This is a genomic window from Aquiluna sp. Uisw_065, from assembly GCF_047731275.1.
Lineage (GTDB): Bacteria > Actinomycetota > Actinomycetes > Actinomycetales > Microbacteriaceae > Aquiluna.
On sequence record NZ_CP159836.1, the window covers coordinates 47934 to 68017 of the forward strand.

Here is a 20084-nt window from a genome sequence, read left to right on the forward strand (position 1 = left end):
TTAACCTTTCTTCTTATGGCTACTAACGAGGTTATCAACGGGGAGAACCTCGCAGCACTTAAAACTATGCCGGATGAGTCTTTTCAGCTTATTTACATCGACCCCCCATTCAACACCGGTCGCTCTCAGGTAAGAACAAACCGCAGCTCCATTTCGAGTGCGACTGGGAACCTCGGCTTTCAAGGCAAGAGATACGAGCAGGTAGTCAAATCAGTTTTGTCCTACGACGACGACTTCGCCGACTACTGGGCATTCCTAGAACCCCGACTCATCGAGGCCTATCGGTTGCTCCACGAAACCGGGACGATTTATCTGCATCTTGACTATCGAGAGGCCCACTACGCAAAAGTTTTGATGGACGCCCTGTTTGGCAGAGAGTGTTTTCTAAACGAAATTATCTGGGCCTACGATTACGGCGGAAAGTCAAAAAGTCGCTGGCCGGCAAAACACGACACGATTTTGGTTTACGTGAAGAACCCAGCAAAGTACTTTTTCGATAGCACCGCCGTCGACCGTGAGCCTTACATGGCTCCCGGTCTAGTGACTCCAGAGAAGGTGGCTCGAGGCAAGCTTCCGACCGATGTCTGGTGGCACACGATTGTGTCACCAACTGGAAAAGAGAAAACCGGCTACCCAACCCAAAAGCCACTTGGCATTCTCAGACGAATAATTAGTGCTAGCTCAAGACCGGGTGATCGGGTGCTTGATTTTTTTGCGGGTTCTGGGACTACCGCGCAGGCGGCCTTTGAACTGCAAAGAAAATTTGTTGTTGTGGATCAAAACCCAGAGTCAATTGAGGTAATCACAAATCGTCTCAACGCTCTTGGCGTTGAGTACGTGCTTCAAGTGAAATAATCCAGACGACTGCCAGCGCAACAGCAATAAATAGGCTTGCCGCAGCCATGGCCATTCCCAGGTTTTCCGGCCCCGGCCTTGAAATCAACCTGAACATCACAAGCGGCAATGTCGCTTGTGATCCGTAGGCAAGAAAGCTCGCCGCCCCAAATTCACCAAGCGAGCCCAGGGCAACAAAGGCTGCAGCAACACTGAGTGGCTTTCGAACAAGGGGCCCCTCGACCTGAGTAAACATTTTCCAACCAAAAGCTCCGTCTAGAAGCGCCGCGTCTTTTATCTCCGTGGAAACTGATTGCCTCGCTGGCCTGAGTACCTGGTAACTAAGCGGGATGAGGAAAAGGCTTTGAACAATCGGGACTAGGAGCCAAGTGCCACTTAGTGCCGAAGGCAGGTATCCGCTTAGAACCAAAAACACCAAACCATAAACGACCGGGGAAATACCGATCGGTAGCAGAACCAAGTAGCTAGTCTTTTTTCTTCCGGCAGCAAGCCAAGCAACGGGAAGCGCAATCAGGGCCGCAACAAGCAAGTTTCGAAGACTGTTTAGAGCAGCCTCGGCAACTGAGATATTCAGGATCTGTCTGCCACCTCGACCAGCAAGGTTAGCAAAATTCTCGACTAGACCCGGTCCATAAGTTATGGCTCTTACAAAAACCCCTGCGAACACGATCACTATCGCGGCCAATAATAAAGCCGCTAACACCCCACCCAGTTTGGAGCCAGTCGAGGCTGTTTCTTTCTCGCCAAATAACGGAGTCGGCTCGGCACCGATTGATCTTGCCAGGTAAAAAAAACACAGGGTCAGCGCTGTTTGCAACAGCGCTAGCGCCAGTGCAAGACTCAGATCTAGATCCCTCAGCGCTGCCGTTGCAATCTCGGTTTCTAGAGTGTCGACTCTGCCCGCTCCCAGTGTCAGCACAAGCCCGTAACTTGTCGCGCTGTAGAGTGCGACCAACAAACCAGCGGACAGCATTCCAGCCAGCTGCTGTGGAAGCTCGATTGCGAAGCGCTTTATTAGGCCGCTTGCCCCATCAAGTGATGCGGCCTCCATTTGATCGGCGGGTATTTGATTTGCCGAAACCACGCGCGCCATGAATCCCACATTCATAAAAACATGCGCTCCAATGATCCAAAGTATTCCAGTAATGGAATTAAAGGCATTGGGCTGGAGCGGAAGCAGGGTTATTCCAATTAGAAACGCCGGCAGAAGGAAAGGCACCAGCAAAAACGCTGAGACCAGTTGCCTTGTTTTGCGACCTGTTCCTGCCAACCAATTTCCGATTGGATAACCAAGGATTGTCGCAACCACCGCACTCAATAGTGCAATCAGTGCGGTGGTTGCGAACAGTTCCAAGCTAGTTGTCAAATACGTCCGACCAGTCGGCCAACCACTGGTCGCGATTGGCGTTTATGTCTGAGGCTTCACCCAGCAAGCTATCTGCCGGCTGTGCAAACTTTGCCCAGGCCTCTGGGACCTCGATGGCTTCGTTAATTGGATAGACATACATGTTTTCCGGAACTGAAGCTTGGAAGCTATCGCCTAGCAAGAACTCGACAATTGCTCTGGCGCCAGGGGCGTTGTCCGCATTGTCTAAGACTCCGGCATATTCAATCTGCCTGAAGCACTCGGTTCGAAGTGCAGCTGACCCCGGTGTACCGTCTTCCTTTACTTCGGCTGAGGGCGACGATGCGTAGCTCAAAACAATCGGGCGGTCACCGCCGTAACGAGTGAAGTCAACAAAGTAAGCATCTTCCCAGCCAGCGGCTACCTTGAGATTATTATCTTTCAGTGAGCGCCAGTAGTCGGAAACCTCAGCGCTGGTTTCAAAGCCGGCGTGAGTGGTTGCCAGAAATGCCAATCCGGGGGAGGAAAAGTTTGGGTTGGTCACAACGACCAGAGACTCGTATTGATCCTGGCCTAGTTCACGCCAAGAAGTCGGAGGGGCAATTGAGCTCTCTGCAAACCAGTCAAGGTCATAGTTGAAGCAAACATCCCCGTAGTCGATTGCTTGCATCTCACCGTCAACAATGTTGTTGTCGGTGGCCACTCCAGCGAATGTGTTATCGATGCCAAAGAACGCATCTGCAACGGGCGCGTTGGTAGTTAGCACTAGTTGGTTTGTTAGTGACCCGGTATCACCGAGTCTGATGATTTCTAGTTCGTATCCAGTTTGGCTTTCAAACTCGGCCACAAGTTCATCGCTGATGACGAAGGAGTCGTGGGCTGCTAGGCGAACCAGTGTTATGTCTTGAGCGCTACAACCGGTTAGGGCCAAAGCGCTGATTGCCAGTATTGCTAATTTTTTCATTTTCGTGCCTTTTGGTTATAAGTAGGCACGGGTTAGAGGTCTCTACCTACGCTGGCATTACCCAGATCAGGTTTGACGGTCGAAGACTCTATTTCTAGTCTTCCTCTCAGTCCGGTTTACCGAACTCCCGTGGTGTTACGTGAAAAGCCTAACCGATAAAACTACTTGGCGGAGTTCGCCGCATCTGCAACTTCTTGCGAGGCACTCTTTTCTCGGAGAGGTATTTCCTTGATAAACCAGCTAATTACAAAGGCTGCCCCGACGAAGAAGATCGCAACCAAAAACACAGTCAGAGATGACTCGACAAAGCCGATTCTGAAGGGCAGTGTCAGCCTGTCATCCGCGCCAATCAGGAAGGAGGAATCGAGCGTTATCTCACTTGCACCCGATGGTCCACTCTGGAGTATTTCGATAATCGCATCATTGTCCGGGTTGGCTAATACTTGCGCGTCACTAGTTGCACTAGCGATTCCCTCACGAACGTCTGTGCGCCGGAAGGCGGTGGTTATTTTGTCTCCAACCTGACCAAACAGAATCGACATAAACACCGCAACACCGAAGGTGCCACCCATCTGCCTGAAGAAAGTTGCGGAACTTGTAGCCACACCAATGTCTCTTGCGGCAACCGAATTCTGGCTCGCAATCATTGTGGTCTGCATTAGCTGGCCGAAGCCGAGCCCGATCATCACCATTCCGATTGAGATGACCCAGATTGGGGTTGAGGCATCCATCATCAAAAGCATAAATAGGTACCCCAGGAACAACACACCGGTTCCAGTGTTGAAGAAGATTCGATACTTACCGGTTTTAGAGGTAATGCGTCCGGAGGTAATTGTTGCCGTCATCATTCCGGCGACCATTGGCAGCATCAAAAAGCCGGCCTCAGTTGGGCTGGCCCCGTAGACCACCTGGATGATCAAGGGCAGCACAATCATTCCGCCGAACATCCCAACACCGAGAATAAAACCTAGGATTTGCGTTCTTGCGAAAGTTGGCTCTTTGAATAAAGAAAGTGGGATCAGAGCAGCAGAACCCACCTTTTTTTCAATCATGATGAAGCTAACAATTCCAAACACACCGGTGACATACATTGCGATAGCCATTGGGCTGGACCAGCCCCACTCGCGGCCCTGCTCTGCGATCAGCAAGAACGGAACGACGGCCAACACGATTGTGACTGCACCCCACCAGTCGATCTTTTGAGGTCTTGGGTTATTCGGAATATGTAGAAACGTAACCACCATAAATAGCGAAACGGCACCAATTGGAATGTTCATCAGGAAAATCCAGCGCCAGCCATCGATAAACAGAATCTCGCCGGCTCCTGCAAGTGCGCCACCAACAACTGGGCCCAGTACAGATGAAGTGCCGAAGACCGCCAGGAACATGCCCTGGTATTTCGCTCTTTCCTTTGGAGGAACAATGTCGGCAACAATTGTGAAGGCCAGTGAAAACAGCCCTCCAGCGCCCATGCCTTGCAGCGCTCGGAAAGCGGCCAGTTCGGCCATGGAGGTTGCAAAGCCCGAGGTTACCGAACCAACTATGAAAATCACGATTGCAATCATGAACAGAGGCCTGCGACCGAAGATGTCTCCGAGTTTTCCGTAGATGGGCGTCGAGACAGTTGCGGTTATCAAGTAGGCCGTGGTTGCCCATGCTTGAAGCGAAAGACCAGAAAGGTCATCGGCGATCGTCCGCATAGCGGCTCCAACCACAGATTGATCAAGAGCTGCCAAAAACATTCCAGACATGAGTCCGATGAGAACTATCCAAATTTGCCTAGGAGTCATGGTTCCAGATTGGGCTGCCTTTTTTGCGGCATCCCGAGAGGTGTTCGTGGCCAATTAGTCTCCTGGATTTAGGGTTTAGAGATGCCTAAGTCTACGCCTCGGAAACGGAGTCCCCTATTTATTTTTGGGCCTCCGGTTCTTTTATCAATTTTGGGATTTGGCCTGCTGATTCAATCTGGAATCCTTGCAAGCCCAAAGCTCGAAATGATCAACGAGCAAAACAGGATCAGTGCTGCCCAGGGCCTCGTGCCCCCGACCCTAGGGCTAACCGATTACATCTACCCGCGGCTCACAATTGAATCGGCTAACCAGCCTTTGGTGGTTGTCAACAAGCAGCGGGCATTAGACCCAATCGACTTCGCACCGTCGAACTTGGTTGTCATGCCCTCGAGTAAGTCTTTGGACAACTCGAGAGAATTAGTTTTAGCGTCTTCGGCGGCCAATGCGCTTGTTCTGATGGCGGAGCAAATGCATGCCGAGGGCTACGGTCAGCTGTTCGTGAATTCCGCCTATCGAACCTATGACTATCAAGTGGAACTCTTTGAATCAAAAACTCGTCAGTACGGTTTGGCGGGTGCTCTTGTTAGAAGTGCAAAGGCCGGTCACTCGGAACACCAAACTGGCTTGGCCGTTGATGTTTCTGTGCCGGCCCAGGGCTGCGCAATAATGACCTGCTTTGGAGAAACTGCTGCGGGTAAGTGGGTGGCCAGCAACTCCTGGCAATTTGGGTTCATTGTTCGCTACGAAGAAGAGACGACTGCTATTACCGGCTATAGCTATGAACCTTGGCACCTGCGATTCGTCGGAGAGGCACTAGCGGCTGAGTATTCCGAAAACGGAATACATACCCTCGAAGAGTTCTGGTCTTTGCCGGCTGCGGAGTTTTACCCGGAGGAAGATGCTGAGTCCAAGGTCGATTGAGAATCAATCTGTCTGAGGGTTACGCCTTGTCAGGAAGACCAGGTACGCGGATGAAAAACCAAAACCAATCAGCGCGTAGAGAATTACGAACCAAGTAACGCCGGTAGGAATCAGTAGCGTCATCACACCTAATCCAAAAGCGCCAATCATCATGACCCGCGAAGCCCATAAGACGGCATTAGCGCTGCCCGCCTGAGCGATCACAAACATCAAACCCCCGAGGGTGAGTATCGTCACGCCAGATAGCTGCATCGACCAATCGAGGTTCAAGGAACCAGGTAGTCCAAGAAGATCGGTGAACAAACGCGGTGCTATGAACAGCACCAGCGAACTAATTGCAAAGACTACGGCGCCTAATCGCAGCACGCCGCGCAGTCTTTGGACATCTCCTCTTTTATGCATAAACGCATCGTATTGCTATCGGAGGTTTCTTGCCTGCCCTAATCTTGAGGCATGTCTAATGACAACAAGATTGCGTACTTGGGACCAGCCGGAACCTTCACCGAGATGGCGGCAAAGATGCTGCCCGGGGCAGCTAGTGCTGAACTTGTTCCGATGGCAAGTGTTACCGAGGCGATTGACGCTGTTTTGTCTGGATTAGCGGATCGAGCAGTAGCGCCAATTGAGAACTCATTAGAGGGCGGCGTCAGTGCCACCAGCGATGCTCTTGCAACAATTGCGGGTGCTCAGATCTACGGTGAATATCTGGTACCTGTGAAATTTGACCTGATGGTTAGGCCTGGAACCGTAATTGCAGACATCCAAGAGATACTTACGCATCCGGTTGCCTACGCCCAATCCAGGAAGTGGCTGAGTCAAAACCTCAAGTCTCACACCCACATACCTGCAGCATCAACAGCAGCTGCTGCTAGGTCGTTGGCCAATGGCTCGACTGCTCACGCCGTAATTGCAGCTAGTGGTGCTGCGGAAATTTACGGCCTTGAGATTATCGCGAGCGACATCGGTGAGAACCAGGACGCTCAAACCAGATTCTACGAAATAGGTAAAGCCGGATCACCTCCTGCGAAAACCGGCCAGGACAAAACCAGCGTCGTGGTCGAGCTACCGGATGATCGTCCGGGTGGGCTACTGGAAATGCTTGAGCAGTTCGCGGCTAGGGGCATCAACCTTTCACGAATTGAGTCCAGGCCAGTCGGCGACCGGTTCGGCAGGTATCGCTTCAACATCGATGTTGAAGGTCACTTGGATGACGAGGCTATCGGTGAGGCTTTGATGGGTCTTCATAGGTTCAGCCCCAAGGTGGTGTTTCTGGGTTCTTATCCCAGAGCCGACCACTCTGACTCTGTTCACCTCGGTAATAACGCAAACCCGGACTACCAGTCGGCCCAAACCTGGCTTCAAAAACTTCGGGAGAGCCGCTAATCCCAAGCAGCGCTTAGCTAGCAGGTAGGCTTGACTCCGTGATTGAGATCAACTTACTTCGGGAAAACCCTCAGGCAATTAGGGACTCTCAGGCTGCCCGCGGCGCGGACGTGGCACTCGTTGATTTAGCTGTGAAACTTGCGGAACAGAAAAAAATTGCGTTGCAGCAGTTCGAAGCTATGCGGGCAAAGCAGAACGCCCATGGCAAGCTGGTGGCCCAGGCCCCCAAGGAAGAAAAGGCAGAGCTAGTCGCTCAGGCTCAGGAGATGTCTAGCGATGTAAAAAGACTCGAGGCCGAGGCGAACCTTGCTGACCAAGAGCTGATGGTCGTCCTTCATAAAATCGAGAATGTTGTTCTCGAGGGAGTTCCAGCCGGATCCGAAGAAAACTTTGTGGTTCTTAAAGAGGTTGGCAATAGGCCTGAGTTTTCTTTTGAAGCGAAGGACCACGTTTTTCTAGGTGAATCCTTAGATGTAATAGACATCGAGCGCGGCGCCAAGGTTTCTGGTTCTAGATTCTATTTTTTGAAGGGCCTTGGAGCAAGGCTAGAACTTGCCCTAATGCAGCTCGCGCTTGATCAAGCCAGCGAAGCTGGCTTCACGGCGTTGATAACTCCGACTCTGGTAAAGCCCGAAATCATGCAGGGCACTGGCTTTTTGGGAGAGCACTCTGGAGAGGTTTACTACCTTCCCGCCGATGACTTGTATCTAACTGGCACTAGCGAGGTCGCCCTCGCCGGTTATCACAGCGGCGAGATCCTTGATGATCTAACAACTCCAATGCGTTATGCCGGTTGGTCGACTTGCTACCGCAGGGAAGCCGGCAGTCACGGCAAGGACACCCGAGGCATTCTTCGTGTTCACCAATTCAACAAGCTTGAAATGTTCTCTTACTGCAAGCCTGAGGATGCTGAGGCTGAGCACGCCAAGTTGCTCGAGTGGCAAGAGCAGATGCTTCAGAAGTGTGAATTGCCCTACCGGATCATCGACGTGGCAGCCGGAGACCTCGGTTCAAGCGCGGCGAGGAAGTATGACATAGAGGCTTGGGTTCCAACCCAGGGTGATTACCGAGAGTTGACTTCAACCTCGAACTGCACCACCTATCAGGCCAGAAGGCTAAACACTCGCTACCGAGATCAAGATGGCAAACCGGCTGTCGCAGCTACCCTAAACGGCACCCTTGCAACCACCAGATGGCTGGTCGCAATTTTGGAGAACCACCAGCAGGCGGACGGATCAGTTCTGATACCAGCCGCGCTTCGTGGGTACCTCGGTGGCGTCGACAAGATTGGACCCAAGAACTAAATGGTTGAAGATAACAAATGGTTGATCGGCATCGACATAGACGGCACATTGGTCCACGATGACGGCCACCTCTCCGAGAATGTGCTTGCTCAAATAAACCGAGTTCGTGATTTGGGTCACCACGTTTTTGTTGCAACCGGCAGAGCCGCATCGAACGCCTACCCGGTTATCAGGCAACTTGGTATCAACACCGGGCACGCGGTCTGTTCTAACGGCGCGGTGACTATCAAGCTGGATAGTGCTCACCCCAAGGGTTTTTCAATCCACGACATAAAGACCTTCGATCCGGCCGAGGTACTTGCAAGGCTTATCGAAACTGTTCCTAATGCGCACTTTGCTGTTGAGGACCTAGACGGTGGTTATCGGTTTAACAAACCCTTCCCAAGCTATGCACTTGGAGACCAGAACGTTGAAACACCCCTAGAAGAGCTACTTCACCACCCAGTGAGCCGGGTCGTTGTATTGTCACCGGACCACGATGTTGATCAGTTTCTGAAGATCATGGACGAGGTTGGCTTGCAGTCCGTGAGCTACGCCATTGGCTACACAGCCTGGCTAGACATTGCTCCAAAGGGCATTGATAAGGGTCACGCTCTAAACCAACTAAGAGATCACTACAACCACACCTCTAACCGTGTTGTCGTGATTGGTGACGGCAGGAACGACATTGAAATGTTCCAGTGGGCCCAGAGTCTCGGCGGCCATGCTTTTGCCATGGGCCAGGCGCCAGAAGAAGTAAAGCTTGCTGCCAGTGCCGTCACTGCTTCCGTTACTGAAGACGGTGTCGCTCAAGTGCTGATGTCACTTGAGGGACTTGAGTTTATTCAATAACCGCTAAACTCTTCCGCGGAGGCCTGTCCGAGCGGCCGATGGAGCTGGTCTTGAAAACCAGTGGGCAGAAATGTCTCGTGGGTTCGAATCCCACGGCCTCCGCCATCGAAGCTTAGAAGCCAGTCTCAACTCTCGTTGAAACTGGCTTTTTTGTTTTCGCGGGCAATCAGAGCGTAACCGGACAGGGGGCTAGATGTGAATTTGATTGGAATCCCGGCGAGTATCCCCCCGATTCGAGTATCCTCTGAACTGTAAATAAGACCTTCTGGAAATGACCTAAGTGACTGATTCCGATTACGAGTTCCTAGAGGACTCAAAACCCAAGCGCCGCGGATGGCTGAAGGCCATTGTCTGGGTATTGATTGCCCTTCTTTCGGGAACCGTGGCAACTGTAGCTGGCGGCTACTTCTACATAACCAGTCAGCTAAGTGCTTCAGGCATTGAGGTTTATTCAACAGATGGCAGTAGCTTCGATCTTCCAAGCCCAGCCGACATAAACGGTCCGATTAATATGCTCGTGATTGGCTCCGACACCAGAGTCGGTCAGGGTTCAACCTCCTACGGACCAGTCGGATCGGCGCTCGCGGACGTCATAATTTTGGTGCACATTTCACAAGACCGCAAGAATGCTGTTGCCATGAGCATCCCGAGAGACCTGATGGTCTCGGTTCCAGAATGTCCAGATCCAAAAAGTGGAGCAGTTTTCCCGGCCAGGAACTTTACTCAGATCAATTCGACAATGAGTAAGGGAGGCCCTGCCTGCACACTGCTTGCTGTTCAGGAGCTAACCGGTGTAGCGATTCCGTATTTGGCGATGATCGATTTCAAGGGTGTAATAGCAATGAGTCAAGCAATCGGTGGGGTCGATATTTGCGTCGCGACCACGATCGATGACAGCTATACGGATCTTTATCTAGAGGCAGGCGACCACACGCTTATCGGTGATGAAGCCCTAGCCTTCCTTCGAACCCGTCACGGTGTTGGTGACGGCTCCGATTTATCTCGGATTTCCAATCAGCAGGTATTCCTTACCTCAATGATGAGAAAGCTGAAAGACGAAGGCGCACTTGCTAACCCGTTTAAAATGTTCCAGCTTGGAACAGCCGCTCTGTCCAACATGACGCTCTCCAACAGCTTGACTGACCTGGGAGTGATCTACGGGCTTGCCAAACAGGTCAACAACGTCGACCTGGACAAAATTACTTTCATTCAGCTTCCGGTCTATGACCTAGAGGGCGAATACGCAGGCAGGGTTGCGGCCTCTCCCGAGCGCGCCCAAGAGCTCTTTGACCTAATAAAGAGTGACCAACCACTCGTCTTAGCAGAGGCCAACCCGGGAACAGGTGCGGTGATTGCTGAAGAGTCTGGAGCGGCCACGGCAACTCCAATTAAAACTCAAAACCCAACACCGACCAATAACTCGGACGGAACCGGGCAGCCGGTAGATGGAACATCAACCGCTGAACTACCAAGCTGGGTAAAGGGAACCAATGCCGCAACAACCAGCTGCTCCAACTAGCCTAAAACTAGGTTTGGGATAGTGACCAGTATCTTGTAGGCTTTGCTAGCAAATGGAGACGTCGCATAGCCCGGTCTAGTGCGCCCGCCTGCTAAGTGGGTAGGGGACCAAAATCCCCTCGAGGGTTCGAATCCCTCCGTCTCCGCTCTAAACCCACAACCCAGTTCACTGGGTTGTGGGTTTTTACTTTCGATGGCGGGACGGCAATGTGACTATTTGGAACGCTCCCAACTTGGTTGTTGTGGAAACCCACTCCTAGGTTCGTCACTACCCGAACTTCTTGTCTCGCAGTGAAGCGAGAAAATATCGCTGAATCACATAGTGACTGGCACTTGTTTTTGCATTAGGGGAACGTGATGATGAAATCCATTTCCTGAGCGCCGGCTTGACTGGGGGCATTCCCCAGGTGCTCTGGCGTGATGGTCAGGAGTCCACGGGAACTTTTTGGCCGGGGAGATCAAGGGTTCTTCTGGGCATGCAGGCTGCTGCTGCGCATCAGAGGGTAGGCTTAAAGAGCCCAATGAACGTTTGGGCTCTAGCCAAAATCGTTGCTTTCCAGACGAGTAATGCGCACCGGCAGGTTAAGTCTCTCTACGCAAAACATGCCCCCACCTGGTTACTGCGATCTGGAGTGGCAGTCGATTCGGTTGGACGGTCCCCCTAAAAATTACCCTGGAAGTCCTTGGTGCCCAAATAAATACAACAATGAGCCTCGACCAAGCTGACGGCATGGTGCGAAACATTTTTGGCCATTTTTCGCCGGTATCCGGAACAACCTCGTTCGGGCTGGAGTTTATAAAACTGAAAAGATTCGAACTAAACGGAATTGCTCCTAGACACAACAAGAAAGCCAAGAAATGACAAAAGGAGAACTGCCCTACCTAAGTGCTAAGAACATAGTCAAAGACTTTGTTGACAATAGGGTGCTGGATGACGTCTCAATCGAAATTCACTCGGGGGATGTGATCTCAATCATCGGCCCTTCTGGTGCTGGAAAGTCGACCTTTCTTAGATGCATAAATCTGCTCGAAACTCCAACAAGCGGCGTGCTTTCAATTGGCGATTTTCAAATCGAGATCGGCGAAGGCCACAGGAGAGCCAGCAAGAAAGAACTTTCTACTCTGCGCCGAAACGCCGGGATGGTGTTCCAGTCCTTTAATTTATTTCCGCACCTGACGGTTCTTGAAAACATTTCCCTAGCTCAGCGCAGAGTTTTAGGTCGAGATAAGGAAGAGGCAAGAGCGCGATCCATGGAGCTTTTGGACCGAGTTGGTCTGAAGGACAAGGCTGATCAATATCCGGGTAGATGTTCCGGTGGTCAGCAGCAGCGCGTGGCAATAGCGCGCTCGCTTTCACTGGACCCGATGGTGATGCTTTTCGATGAACCAACCTCATCCTTGGATCCAGAGGTGGGCGCGGAAATTCTTGCGGTAATGCGAGAACTAGCGAACGATGGAATGACCATGATGGTCGTGACCCACGAGATGGGTTTTGCCAAGGAGGTTGGTGACCGTGTCTACGTGATGGTCGATGGTCGTATTGTCGAAAGTGGCCCGCCGGCACAGGTCATGAGTGAACCTGAGCATCCACGTACTAAGCAGTTTCTCAGCGCGGTTATGGGTCGCTGATGATCGGCTACATTCTTCAGGGCATGATTTGGACAGTGGTTATAACCCTGTCCAGCTTTGCCATTGGCGCGGTTATTGGTGTTGCGGTGGCTGGAGCCAGAACGGCACCTTTCTTAATTGTGCGGGGAATTGGCCGCGTCTGGGTAGAAATAATTAGAAGCGTGCCACCACTCGTGTGGCTATTTGTGGTCTTTTTCGGGCTCGCCGAAGTTGGGCTGAGGCTCACGCCACTCCAGGCAGCAATTCTCACTTTCGGGATAATTGCGTCCGTTTATTTAGGCGAAATTTATAGGGGAGGGCTTGCAACTCTCGATCGTGGGCAGATAGAAGCTGCCAGGGCCTTGGGGCTTGGAAGCTTCGACTTACTAGCAAAGATTATTGCGCCGCAGATTTTTAGAACCGTAAGCCCGTCCATGGTGACCTACGGAATGGGCTTGATGAAAGATTCCGCTTTGGCCTCAACTATCGGTGTCGTCGAAATGACCTTCAGGGCTAGCCAGCAGGCTCAAACCACTGGGCAGGGGCTAGCCGCATTCGCAATTGTGGGTGCCGCTTATCTACTGCTGAGCATCCCATTGGGTGTATTGGCCAGAAGAGCCGACACCAAGAGTCGACTGAAATACGTGGTGAACTAGTGGATCTACAAACCTGGTTCGGTTACATACTCGAATTGCTGCCTGGTCTAGTCACAGCCATGCAGCTCACCGGAATATCTTTGGCTCTGGGTCTTCCTCTGGCCTTAGCGTTCGCATTGCTAATCGACATCGCGCCGAAGCCACTCAACTGGATAGTCATAGCTTTGGTCGAGGTCGGTCGAGGTGTTCCGCTATTAGTGCTCCTCTACATTTTCTACCAGGGGCTACCGCAGATCGACATCGTGCCGTCTGCAATGGTTGCTGCGGTTTCTGCCTTTACTTGGTCAACTGCCTCCTATGCGACTGAAACTATTCGCTCCAGCATCCAGAGTGTTCCGAGGGGCCAGTTAGAGGCGGCGAGTGCTGCCGGGCTAAGTGGTCTTGATAGTTTTCGCTTTGTGATTATGCCTCAGGCCGCCAGAATCGCAATCCCGCCCCTCATGGGCCTCGCCATAATAATGTTCCAGCTGTCCTCACTGGCTTATGTAATAACCATCAGCGAAGTAATGCAGTCCGCTTATTTCCTTGGAACTAAAACCTTTAACTACCTCCCAGTTTTCTTGGCAGCGGCAGCTGTCTATGCATCCATAACAATTCCAGCTTCAGCCCTGGTTACATCCATAGAAAAACGCCTGGCAAGACATGTCTGAGGCGACCAAAACCGAATTCAATCGGAATAGTCCGATTGATAAACAGCGCAACGAAAGTAAAAATATGCCAAAGAACGCCAGCAGACTAGTTCTGCTTCTAGCCGCCTCTTCATTCCTCTTGACGGGGTGCGCTACTGACGCCACTATCGAGGCGACAACCGAAGTAGCGACAACCGTAGATTGTGTGCCCGCACACCCTGACCTCACCACTGTCGAGGCCGGCTTCCTCACGGTCGCCGCATACGAGTACCCACCGTTCTCGGCAATCGACGGCGAGTCACTTAGCGGCGCCGAAGGTGAAATCCTGAACGCCATAGCCGGGCTCGAGTGCCTAGATGTAATGGTGCAGCCTGGAACCGGTGCAGCAATGATTCCCGCGATCGAATCTGGTCGTGCAGACACAACTCTAGGTAGCTGGTACCGCACGGCTGCTCGTGCGGAAATCGTTTTGTTGAGCAACCCCGTCATCATCGATCAGTTGACACTCATCTCCGTAAGCGGCGTTGACTCCGTCGAGGGGCTGATCGGAAACAAGGTCGGTTCAACTCTTGGATTTCTTTGGAACGAAGACTTGGAGAACGTTCTAGGAAAAGACCTGAGCCTCTACGAGACCACTCAGGCTCTTTACGCTGACCTCGCAAGCGGTCGTATCAGCGTTGTTGTAGACACCTTCCCATCCGGACAGGCCGCATTGAAGAACACACCTGTTGAGGGTGCCGTCTTTAATGTTCCAGCTCCAGATGAGCGCGTTGTCTCAACCACCAAGCCCGGGCAGACTAACTTCCCTGTGAGTCTGAACAACCCTGGATTACAGGAAGCCATAAACGACAACCTAGACACACTTCGCGAGTCTGGTGTTTTGGGCGAAATCGCTGAGAAGTGGGGCTTCTCACCAACAGCCGTAGCCGAGACAGTACCGAACCTTCTATAGGTTGCCAAACCAGAAAGCCCCGGTGTTGACACCGGGGCTTTCTGCATGGCCTGACAAAACCTGTATAAGTGAATCTTGAAGTAATTCTTGGCGCGGTTATCTAATCGACCGAAGTATTAGCTGTCGACATCGCCCAGTAGGTAAACAGAAAGTGACGATGCAGGTGCTGACTGCCCGCCATGCCTACCCTGAAAAACGGATGTGGCATCCGTACCGCAAATGCTCACGATTGCCCCAGCACCGCCAGGATGCTTTGAGATCCAAGCGGTTAGATCATATGCCTTACCTGAGATAGCAGCCCAGCAACTTGAGGTCGAGTTGTTCTTTGCAATGTTCGCCATTGAATACTTGGATTCGACGGGCTCCGGTTCCGGGTCTTGGGTTTGTTTTGGGGTTTGAGTTTCAACCGGCTCAGCTTTTTGGGAGGCCGGCGGAGCTTTGGTCGCGGATGGTTGTACTGACTGAGTTTTAGCGGGTGCGCTTGCCTCCGGCTCGTTTTCGGCTTCCTGCATCGAAGCCTCGGCTTCTTTCCCATCAGGCTCACTCGCCGATTCTTCCGAAGCTTCAGACGGTGACTCGGTCACAACTTTGAGTGGCTGGCCTTGGGTGCTCGAAATAGAACCGCTGTCATCGGCTGCTGCGCAGCCGGTCAGGATACCTGCAACTAATAGCAAAGCAAGAACTTTCATAGAACCAGTGGCTCCTTATGTGATGGTGACGAAGTTAGAGAGTCGAGGCAATTACTTCTCCATCGATACACGGATGAACTTAGACGCCCGTGCTTTTCTTCCCCGAAATAAGTTAGACTTTGGAACTTACCAGCGCTTGTGGCTCAACGGATAGAGCATCTGACTACGGATCAGAAGGTTGGGGGTTCGAGTCCCTCCAAGCGCACTGAAATCCAAGAAGCCTTCACAACTTCTTGGGTTTTTTCATGTCGGTTGTATCTCGGCCAGGCCTTTTGACAATTCGGTGCTAATCCCCCAGCACATTCATGGTCTTGAGACGTGGACATCTCACCTAAGGCCGTCCCCAACGCGGACGGGTTGATTTCTGAAAACAAACCAGCCCGAGACGCGAACCAAAAAAGCGATGAAGTTACTCTGACCTCTTATCGGCAGTCCAAGAAATCGTTGGCTCGATTCCTTCCGAGTGCACTGAGTTGGTGCCGACGCGATGCTGAATAGGCGCGGTTCTAACAACTGCTGAATTTCTTACTCTGGTTTATTTTTTAGGCGGTATTAGTGAAGCGGGATTGCCGAAGCCGACGCGGCTTTGGTAAGTCCGCACTCAAGAATCAACTCCGAGCCGAGTGTGAAAGCCCTGGTTTCTGGTCGAATTGCCATTTCAAGTTGGGCATCCGGTTGGGATAAGTTAAGCCCTGCGGGTCCATTGCCTATCAGAACCGGCGCCAAGGCAAGATGCAGCAGATCCAGTAGGCCAGCTTCGATGAACTTACCGATCGTAAAGCTGCCGCCCTCAACTAGCAGGCTGGAAAGCCCCTCAGACCTCAAGGCCTCGGTAATGGCACTTGGCGCAATCGCTCCGTTCGTGGCGGGAAGTCGAATAACTTCGATACCGGCCGTGCGCGCGGTGTTATCTGTCTGGATGATGATTCGGCGAGAGCCATCGTCGGCTAAAACGGGGGAATCATTTGGGAGCCTGCCTCTTATGTCAATTACAACTCGTGCCGGATTCGGCCCCTCGCAGTGCCTAACTGTTAGTTGAGGAGAGTCATGCAGCGCGGTTTTCACACCTATCAGTACAGCATCAACTAGTGCGCGCATCCTGTGAAGGTGCAATATTCCGTCGGGGCCCGAAACCTTGCCCACATCTCCATTTGTTGTCGCGATACGACCGTCCAGAGATTGCCCGATTTGACCTGTGATTAACGGGCCCACATCTCTGCGAGAAAGCGGACCGTAGAGGGCGAGCGCAGCTTGCTGACCCTCCGAAAATCACCGCAGCAGAGGCAAGATTTTCCCTCTCGAACCATGAGGAGCCTTCGCCAAATTTCTTCAGTCACCTCAACCAAGTGCATCTTTAGGACCGTTCACTTTTTAGTTCTGGGATAGCCAGGAGGTCTCCGTGGCCAATCTGGCAGAGCGTCTGACCCGCCACCGCCGTTCTTTCACGTCCCCAAAGCTCTGCATCTTGAGCTCCAAACTCAATGACAGCTTGTGTGATTCCAGCGACCAGCTCTTTTTGCAGTTCCGCTTCAGCTGAAGCCAGCCGCCATGGACTTTGGGCGACAAGCACTTCAAATCCGTGAGCTCTAAAAACCTCGCTGGCAACCTCAACCGAGTCCGGACCCAGTGCCGGCCCAAAGCCCTTATCGCTGCGCTGATGGGAGTTGAAGGCGGCTGTGACGGCCTTGTCCAGTGGATGCTCCGGCTGCCAGTTCATTTCCCCGTCATAAGAAAGAGCCAGGTAAACCGGGACCGAGAGACTTGAGGCCAATTTTGCTAGCCACTGCCTCGACACTAGGTCAATCAGTGCCGAAGCGGTCACGAGCGTCACTCCTGCCAGTGGAAGTGAATCAATGTCATCGAGGTCCAGCTGGTGAAGCGTTGCGGAGTCCCCAGCGGCCTTCCCAGCCAGCTGCAAAAGCCCTAGATCATTGTCTACCAGACGCCACTGTCTATTTTTAGGCAGGAGCGCGTCTAAAGCTCGGACCGTAGAACCGGTCCCACAACCCAAATCAAGGATCACTGGTTTTGCACCAGCCTCGTTGACCGCCCGCCGCAACAATGCGGTGTCTCTGGCCGCATGATCGGATGGTTCGCGAAGTGCGAGCCAGTCAGCAGAAAAACCCAAGTTTAAATCTCACTCTCGAACCAAGCTCTGGCGACGTGGCTTTCCTGCAGTGAAATCCGAAGCTTCTTAACTCGACCCCCATCTGCGAGCTTGCCGTCTTTGACTCGCTTGGCAATCTGCTCAAAAATGTAGCCGCACAAAAACTCCGTGGTGGTGAATTTACCCTTTAGCTCAGGCAGCTCATCAAGGTTTTTATACCTCAGAGGGGCCAGGACCTCAGCAAGCTCCGAAGTCGCCAATCCAATGTCCACAACTAAACCGTGAGCGTCTATGCCTTCCGCGAAAAAGGCGGCATCAACGGTGAACGTGGCTCCATGCAAACCCTGTGCTGGTCCAAAAACTTCGGCCGGCAGGGAATGACCGATCATTATGTGGTCTCTCACCTCTACTGCAAACATGGTCTCTCCTAGTTGGTTTCGTATCGAATTCGGTGGCACAGAGTTTCAGGGTTGGCCAAAACTTTTTCGTAGTCTGTTGGCAGGTCAGCAAAGCTACTTTCGCCGGTAATTAGTGCATCCAGCGCTGGATCACACAGTAGATCCAGGGCTTTGAGCATGCGTCGCCTGTGGCTCCAGCGCGCGGCTCGGTTGGCCGGCACACCTCCAACCTGAGAGCCAACAATGCGAAGCCGCCTGCTGTGGAAGTGAGCGCCCAGTGAGAGATTTACCAAATCGGTGCCAAACCAACTAGCTTCCAAAACTGTTGCCTCCTGCCCGGCGATCTCCAGCGCCAGGTTTAGGCCCTGCGCCGATGCTGAGGTGTGAATCACCACATCGCACTCGGTTGGAGCATCAGCCGTCAGCGCGAACTTGCAATTAAGTTTGGCAGCTAAGTCAGCACGGGCAGGATTTATGTCAATCAAAGTCACGTCTGCACCTGGAAGCTGAGCGGCCAGGTAACCAATTAGCGCTCCAAGCACTCCCGATCCAATTATGGCAATTCGGTCACCCGCTGAAGCTGCGCTGTCCCAGAGCACGTTCAGCGCGGTCTCCATGTTTGCAGCCAGCACGGCGCGCTCTGCTGGCAGGTTACTCGGGAGTGGAAAAAGCATGTCTTGCTCGAGTCGGAATCGTTCTTGGTGGGGATATAGCGCAAAGGCCTGCGATCCAGCCAACTCACCCTCCAAGACTTCGCCAACCGCGCAGTAGCCAAACTTCACGGGGAAGGAAAACTCGCCTTCTTGGCCGGGTGCTCGCATTCTCGACCATTCGGTTTCGGGAACGCGACCTTCAAACACCAGACGTTCAGTCCCTCGGCTAATTCCACTAAACAGGGTTCTAACTAGGACTCCTTGGCCCAATTTTGCAGGGCGCAGTTCCGAAGATTTGGCCCCCGTGCACCAAAGCGCCAGCGGGTTCATCTAAAACTTCACTTTTTTGGCCGAAAAGTCAGCTCGAATGAGTGAGCTCCAGGATAAAATCCCGACTACATACTGATTTGCTTTCATTTTGAGGCAACCCTCCTGCTGAAATTCTAACCGGACAGATTTAGGTCCGAAAACCTCTTGGTCCCGGCACCCCGAGCCTCCGCGCCTTCTTCTAAAGATGATGTGAACGTTAGAAAAAACAGTGATTCGAGGGTGAGGAATAACAATTCGTTTGGACATATTTTTTTTAGGGAGAACCTCAACGCTGGGGATATTGTCCTTTACGTCTGCACTCACACACGCTTTCGAGATCGCGCCATGAAAGCTGCGGGAGCGAAGCTTGGAGCCCGCAACTAGTTACTGGCTCGTAGAAGAGAAGTTAGTGACGAGAAAAGCTTCGGCGTAGCAGTCATCACCGTTCCGCTCTGTTCTGGTCTCTCACTGACCTCAGCACCCTCAAGGGTTGCGCCTGCCTCACGCAGCAGAACCAGACCAGCGGCAATGTCCCAGATCTGAAGTTTGCGCTCCCAGAATCCATCAAGCCTGCCCGACGCCACATAAGCCAGGTCAAGCGCAGCCGAACCCATTCTTCTGACACCCGCGCAATGCGGCATTAGCCGACGGATATCGGCTGCCGAGTCAGCAATATGTGCCATGGAGCCAAATGGGACGCCGGTTCCGAAAAGCGCTGAAGCCATCGCTTCGGTGTTGGAGACTTCTATTGGCAAACCATTTAGCGTTGCACCGCGACCAAGTTGCGCGGCGAAAGTCTCAGAGTGAACAGCGTCGTGCACTACGCCAACAGTCAACTCTCCGTCTATTTCGAGCGCCACTGAGACCGACCAAAAGGGTATGCCCCGCAAGAAGTTCGTGGTTCCATCCAGCGGATCAACAATCCAGCGGCGACTGCTTTTTCCCTCGGCCCCGGTTTCCTCACCCAACCACTGGTCAGCCTCGCATGCCCCAAGTAGCAGCTCTTTTAGATGGTTCTCCGAAGTCAGATCTGCTTCGCTTACAAAGTCCCCGACCCGCTTATTAGAAACTGTTAGCTGTGATCGCTCCGCCCAGAATTTCAACAAAATTTCTCCGGCCGACTTCGCCGCCCTAACGGCAAGCTCCAGATCCGTTTCAGTGTCAGTCACTTG

The 20084-nt window shown here is 52.5% G+C and carries 21 protein-coding genes, 3 tRNA genes and 1 riboswitch; of the genes, 14 read left to right on the forward strand and 10 right to left on the reverse strand.

Annotated features, from left to right (window positions below):
* Nucleotides 1-15 precede the first annotated feature (15 nt).
* Entirely contained in the window at nucleotides 16-855 is an 840-nt protein-coding gene (locus ABXT50_RS00265; protein WP_415274196.1) for a DNA-methyltransferase, read from the forward strand.
* On the opposite strand, the gene ABXT50_RS00270 is transcribed toward ABXT50_RS00265, so the two are convergent.
* The 3 genes from ABXT50_RS00270 to ABXT50_RS00280 form a co-directional block, all read right to left on the reverse strand.
* Nucleotides 815-2209 carry an ABC transporter permease gene (locus ABXT50_RS00270; protein WP_415274197.1) on the reverse strand — a complete coding sequence of 465 codons (1395 nt, stop codon included), beginning with the start codon at nucleotides 2207-2209 and terminating at the stop codon, nucleotides 815-817. The two genes, ABXT50_RS00265 and ABXT50_RS00270, sit on opposite strands and share 41 nt — an antisense overlap.
* Nucleotide 2210: 1 nt before the next feature.
* The gene (locus ABXT50_RS00275) at nucleotides 2211-3164 is read right to left on the reverse strand and encodes a thiamine ABC transporter substrate-binding protein (protein ID WP_415274198.1); all 954 of its coding nucleotides are present in this window, start codon (nucleotides 3162-3164) and stop codon (nucleotides 2211-2213) included.
* Nucleotides 3165-3191: 27 nt separating this feature from the next.
* Nucleotides 3192-3305, reverse strand: a riboswitch (TPP riboswitch).
* 20 nt (nucleotides 3306-3325) lie between these two features.
* Nucleotides 3326-5008, reverse strand: coding sequence for an MDR family MFS transporter (locus tag ABXT50_RS00280; RefSeq protein ID WP_415274199.1), 1683 nt, complete (start codon nucleotides 5006-5008; stop codon nucleotides 3326-3328).
* A 27-nt stretch (nucleotides 5009-5035) separates the two neighbouring features.
* Between ABXT50_RS00280 and ABXT50_RS00285 the strand changes: the two genes are divergently transcribed.
* Nucleotides 5036-5875, forward strand: a complete 840-nt coding sequence (locus ABXT50_RS00285; protein WP_415274200.1) for a D-alanyl-D-alanine carboxypeptidase family protein — start codon at nucleotides 5036-5038, stop codon at nucleotides 5873-5875.
* A gap of 3 nt (nucleotides 5876-5878) precedes the next feature.
* Here the strand turns inward: ABXT50_RS00285 and ABXT50_RS00290 are convergent, their stop codons facing one another.
* Nucleotides 5879-6277, reverse strand: a complete 399-nt coding sequence (locus ABXT50_RS00290; protein ID WP_415274201.1) for a hypothetical protein — start codon at nucleotides 6275-6277, stop codon at nucleotides 5879-5881.
* Between the two features lie 51 nt (nucleotides 6278-6328).
* On the opposite strand from ABXT50_RS00290, the gene pheA reads away from it, so the two are divergent.
* The 11 genes from pheA (at nucleotide 6329) to ABXT50_RS00345 (ending at nucleotide 14756) form a co-directional block, all read left to right on the forward strand.
* Entirely contained in the window at nucleotides 6329-7258 is a 930-nt protein-coding gene (pheA, locus tag ABXT50_RS00295) for a prephenate dehydratase (protein ID WP_415274202.1), read from the forward strand.
* 38 nt (nucleotides 7259-7296) lie between these two features.
* Nucleotides 7297-8562, forward strand: coding sequence for a serine--tRNA ligase (gene serS, locus ABXT50_RS00300; RefSeq protein ID WP_415274203.1), 1266 nt, complete (start codon nucleotides 7297-7299; stop codon nucleotides 8560-8562).
* Nucleotides 8563-9393 (forward strand): HAD family hydrolase, encoded by an 831-nt coding sequence (locus ABXT50_RS00305; RefSeq protein WP_415274204.1) that lies wholly within the window; start codon nucleotides 8563-8565, stop codon nucleotides 9391-9393.
* Nucleotides 9394-9410: 17 nt separating this feature from the next.
* A tRNA-Ser gene (locus tag ABXT50_RS00310) sits at nucleotides 9411-9498 on the forward strand.
* A 175-nt stretch (nucleotides 9499-9673) separates the two neighbouring features.
* Nucleotides 9674-10912 (forward strand): LCP family protein, encoded by a 1239-nt coding sequence (locus ABXT50_RS00315; RefSeq protein ID WP_415274205.1) that lies wholly within the window; start codon nucleotides 9674-9676, stop codon nucleotides 10910-10912.
* A 54-nt stretch (nucleotides 10913-10966) separates the two neighbouring features.
* Nucleotides 10967-11057: transfer RNA gene (locus ABXT50_RS00320), tRNA-Ser, on the forward strand.
* Nucleotides 11058-11617: 560 nt separating this feature from the next.
* A complete protein-coding gene (locus ABXT50_RS00325) occupies nucleotides 11618-11773 on the forward strand; it encodes a hypothetical protein (protein ID WP_415274206.1) in 156 nt (51 codons plus the stop codon).
* Nucleotides 11770-12540 (forward strand): amino acid ABC transporter ATP-binding protein, encoded by a 771-nt coding sequence (locus ABXT50_RS00330; RefSeq protein WP_415274207.1) that lies wholly within the window; start codon nucleotides 11770-11772, stop codon nucleotides 12538-12540. The genes ABXT50_RS00325 and ABXT50_RS00330 overlap by 4 nt, the downstream gene beginning before the upstream one ends.
* On the forward strand, nucleotides 12540-13175 hold the full coding sequence (locus ABXT50_RS00335; RefSeq protein ID WP_415274208.1) for an amino acid ABC transporter permease: 636 nt from the start codon (nucleotides 12540-12542) through the stop codon (nucleotides 13173-13175). Before ABXT50_RS00330 ends, ABXT50_RS00335 begins: the two co-directional genes overlap by 1 nt.
* Nucleotides 13175-13825 carry an amino acid ABC transporter permease gene (locus ABXT50_RS00340; RefSeq protein ID WP_415274209.1) on the forward strand — a complete coding sequence of 217 codons (651 nt, stop codon included), beginning with the start codon at nucleotides 13175-13177 and terminating at the stop codon, nucleotides 13823-13825. Before ABXT50_RS00335 ends, ABXT50_RS00340 begins: the two co-directional genes overlap by 1 nt.
* A gap of 64 nt (nucleotides 13826-13889) precedes the next feature.
* Nucleotides 13890-14756 carry a substrate-binding periplasmic protein gene (locus ABXT50_RS00345; protein WP_415274210.1) on the forward strand — a complete coding sequence of 289 codons (867 nt, stop codon included), beginning with the start codon at nucleotides 13890-13892 and terminating at the stop codon, nucleotides 14754-14756.
* A gap of 116 nt (nucleotides 14757-14872) precedes the next feature.
* Here ABXT50_RS00345 and ABXT50_RS00350 read toward each other — a convergent pair whose 3' ends face one another.
* On the reverse strand, nucleotides 14873-15445 hold the full coding sequence (locus tag ABXT50_RS00350; protein WP_415274211.1) for a cytochrome b5 domain-containing protein: 573 nt from the start codon (nucleotides 15443-15445) through the stop codon (nucleotides 14873-14875).
* A gap of 132 nt (nucleotides 15446-15577) precedes the next feature.
* On the opposite strand from ABXT50_RS00350, the gene ABXT50_RS00355 reads away from it, so the two are divergent.
* A tRNA-Arg gene (locus tag ABXT50_RS00355) sits at nucleotides 15578-15650 on the forward strand.
* A gap of 347 nt (nucleotides 15651-15997) precedes the next feature.
* Here ABXT50_RS00355 and ABXT50_RS00360 read toward each other — a convergent pair.
* The 5 genes from ABXT50_RS00360 to ABXT50_RS00380 all read right to left on the reverse strand — a co-directional run bounded on the left by ABXT50_RS00360 (nucleotide 15998) and on the right by ABXT50_RS00380 (nucleotide 20081).
* Nucleotides 15998-16657: a RibD family protein gene (locus ABXT50_RS00360; RefSeq protein WP_415274212.1), complete on the reverse strand. Its 660-nt coding sequence runs from the start codon at nucleotides 16655-16657 to the stop codon at nucleotides 15998-16000.
* A gap of 142 nt (nucleotides 16658-16799) precedes the next feature.
* A complete protein-coding gene (locus ABXT50_RS00365; protein ID WP_415274213.1) occupies nucleotides 16800-17573 on the reverse strand; it encodes a class I SAM-dependent methyltransferase in 774 nt (257 codons plus the stop codon).
* Between the two features lie 2 nt (nucleotides 17574-17575).
* Nucleotides 17576-17971 (reverse strand): 6-pyruvoyl trahydropterin synthase family protein, encoded by a 396-nt coding sequence (locus ABXT50_RS00370; RefSeq protein WP_415274214.1) that lies wholly within the window; start codon nucleotides 17969-17971, stop codon nucleotides 17576-17578.
* Nucleotides 17972-17979: 8 nt separating this feature from the next.
* Nucleotides 17980-18810: a zinc-dependent alcohol dehydrogenase gene (locus tag ABXT50_RS00375; protein ID WP_415274215.1), complete on the reverse strand. Its 831-nt coding sequence runs from the start codon at nucleotides 18808-18810 to the stop codon at nucleotides 17980-17982.
* 482 nt (nucleotides 18811-19292) lie between these two features.
* Complete coding sequence (locus ABXT50_RS00380; RefSeq protein ID WP_415274216.1) at nucleotides 19293-20081, reverse strand: inositol monophosphatase family protein; 789 nt, start codon at nucleotides 20079-20081, stop codon at nucleotides 19293-19295.
* Between the last annotated feature and the right edge of the window lie 3 nt (nucleotides 20082-20084).

What these genes read in the sequence shown, in the direction of transcription:
- ABXT50_RS00265 (WP_415274196.1), top strand. Translation starts at nt 16, where the DNA reads ATGGCTACTAACGAGGTTATCAACGGGGAGAACCTCGCAGCACTTAAA.
- ABXT50_RS00275 (WP_415274198.1), bottom strand. Translation starts at nt 3,164, where the DNA reads ATGAAAAAATTAGCAATACTGGCAATCAGCGCTTTGGCCCTAACCGGT.
- ABXT50_RS00285 (WP_415274200.1), top strand. Translation starts at nt 5,036, where the DNA reads ATGCCTAAGTCTACGCCTCGGAAACGGAGTCCCCTATTTATTTTTGGG.
- ABXT50_RS00290 (WP_415274201.1), bottom strand. Translation starts at nt 6,277, where the DNA reads ATGCATAAAAGAGGAGATGTCCAAAGACTGCGCGGCGTGCTGCGATTA.
- pheA (WP_415274202.1), top strand. Translation starts at nt 6,329, where the DNA reads ATGTCTAATGACAACAAGATTGCGTACTTGGGACCAGCCGGAACCTTC.
- ABXT50_RS00305 (WP_415274204.1), top strand. Translation starts at nt 8,563, where the DNA reads ATGGTTGAAGATAACAAATGGTTGATCGGCATCGACATAGACGGCACA.
- ABXT50_RS00325 (WP_415274206.1), top strand. Translation starts at nt 11,618, where the DNA reads ATGAGCCTCGACCAAGCTGACGGCATGGTGCGAAACATTTTTGGCCAT.
- ABXT50_RS00330 (WP_415274207.1), top strand. Translation starts at nt 11,770, where the DNA reads ATGACAAAAGGAGAACTGCCCTACCTAAGTGCTAAGAACATAGTCAAA.
- ABXT50_RS00335 (WP_415274208.1), top strand. Translation starts at nt 12,540, where the DNA reads ATGATCGGCTACATTCTTCAGGGCATGATTTGGACAGTGGTTATAACC.
- ABXT50_RS00345 (WP_415274210.1), top strand. Translation starts at nt 13,890, where the DNA reads ATGCCAAAGAACGCCAGCAGACTAGTTCTGCTTCTAGCCGCCTCTTCA.
- ABXT50_RS00350 (WP_415274211.1), bottom strand. Translation starts at nt 15,445, where the DNA reads ATGAAAGTTCTTGCTTTGCTATTAGTTGCAGGTATCCTGACCGGCTGC.
- ABXT50_RS00370 (WP_415274214.1), bottom strand. Translation starts at nt 17,971, where the DNA reads ATGTTTGCAGTAGAGGTGAGAGACCACATAATGATCGGTCATTCCCTG.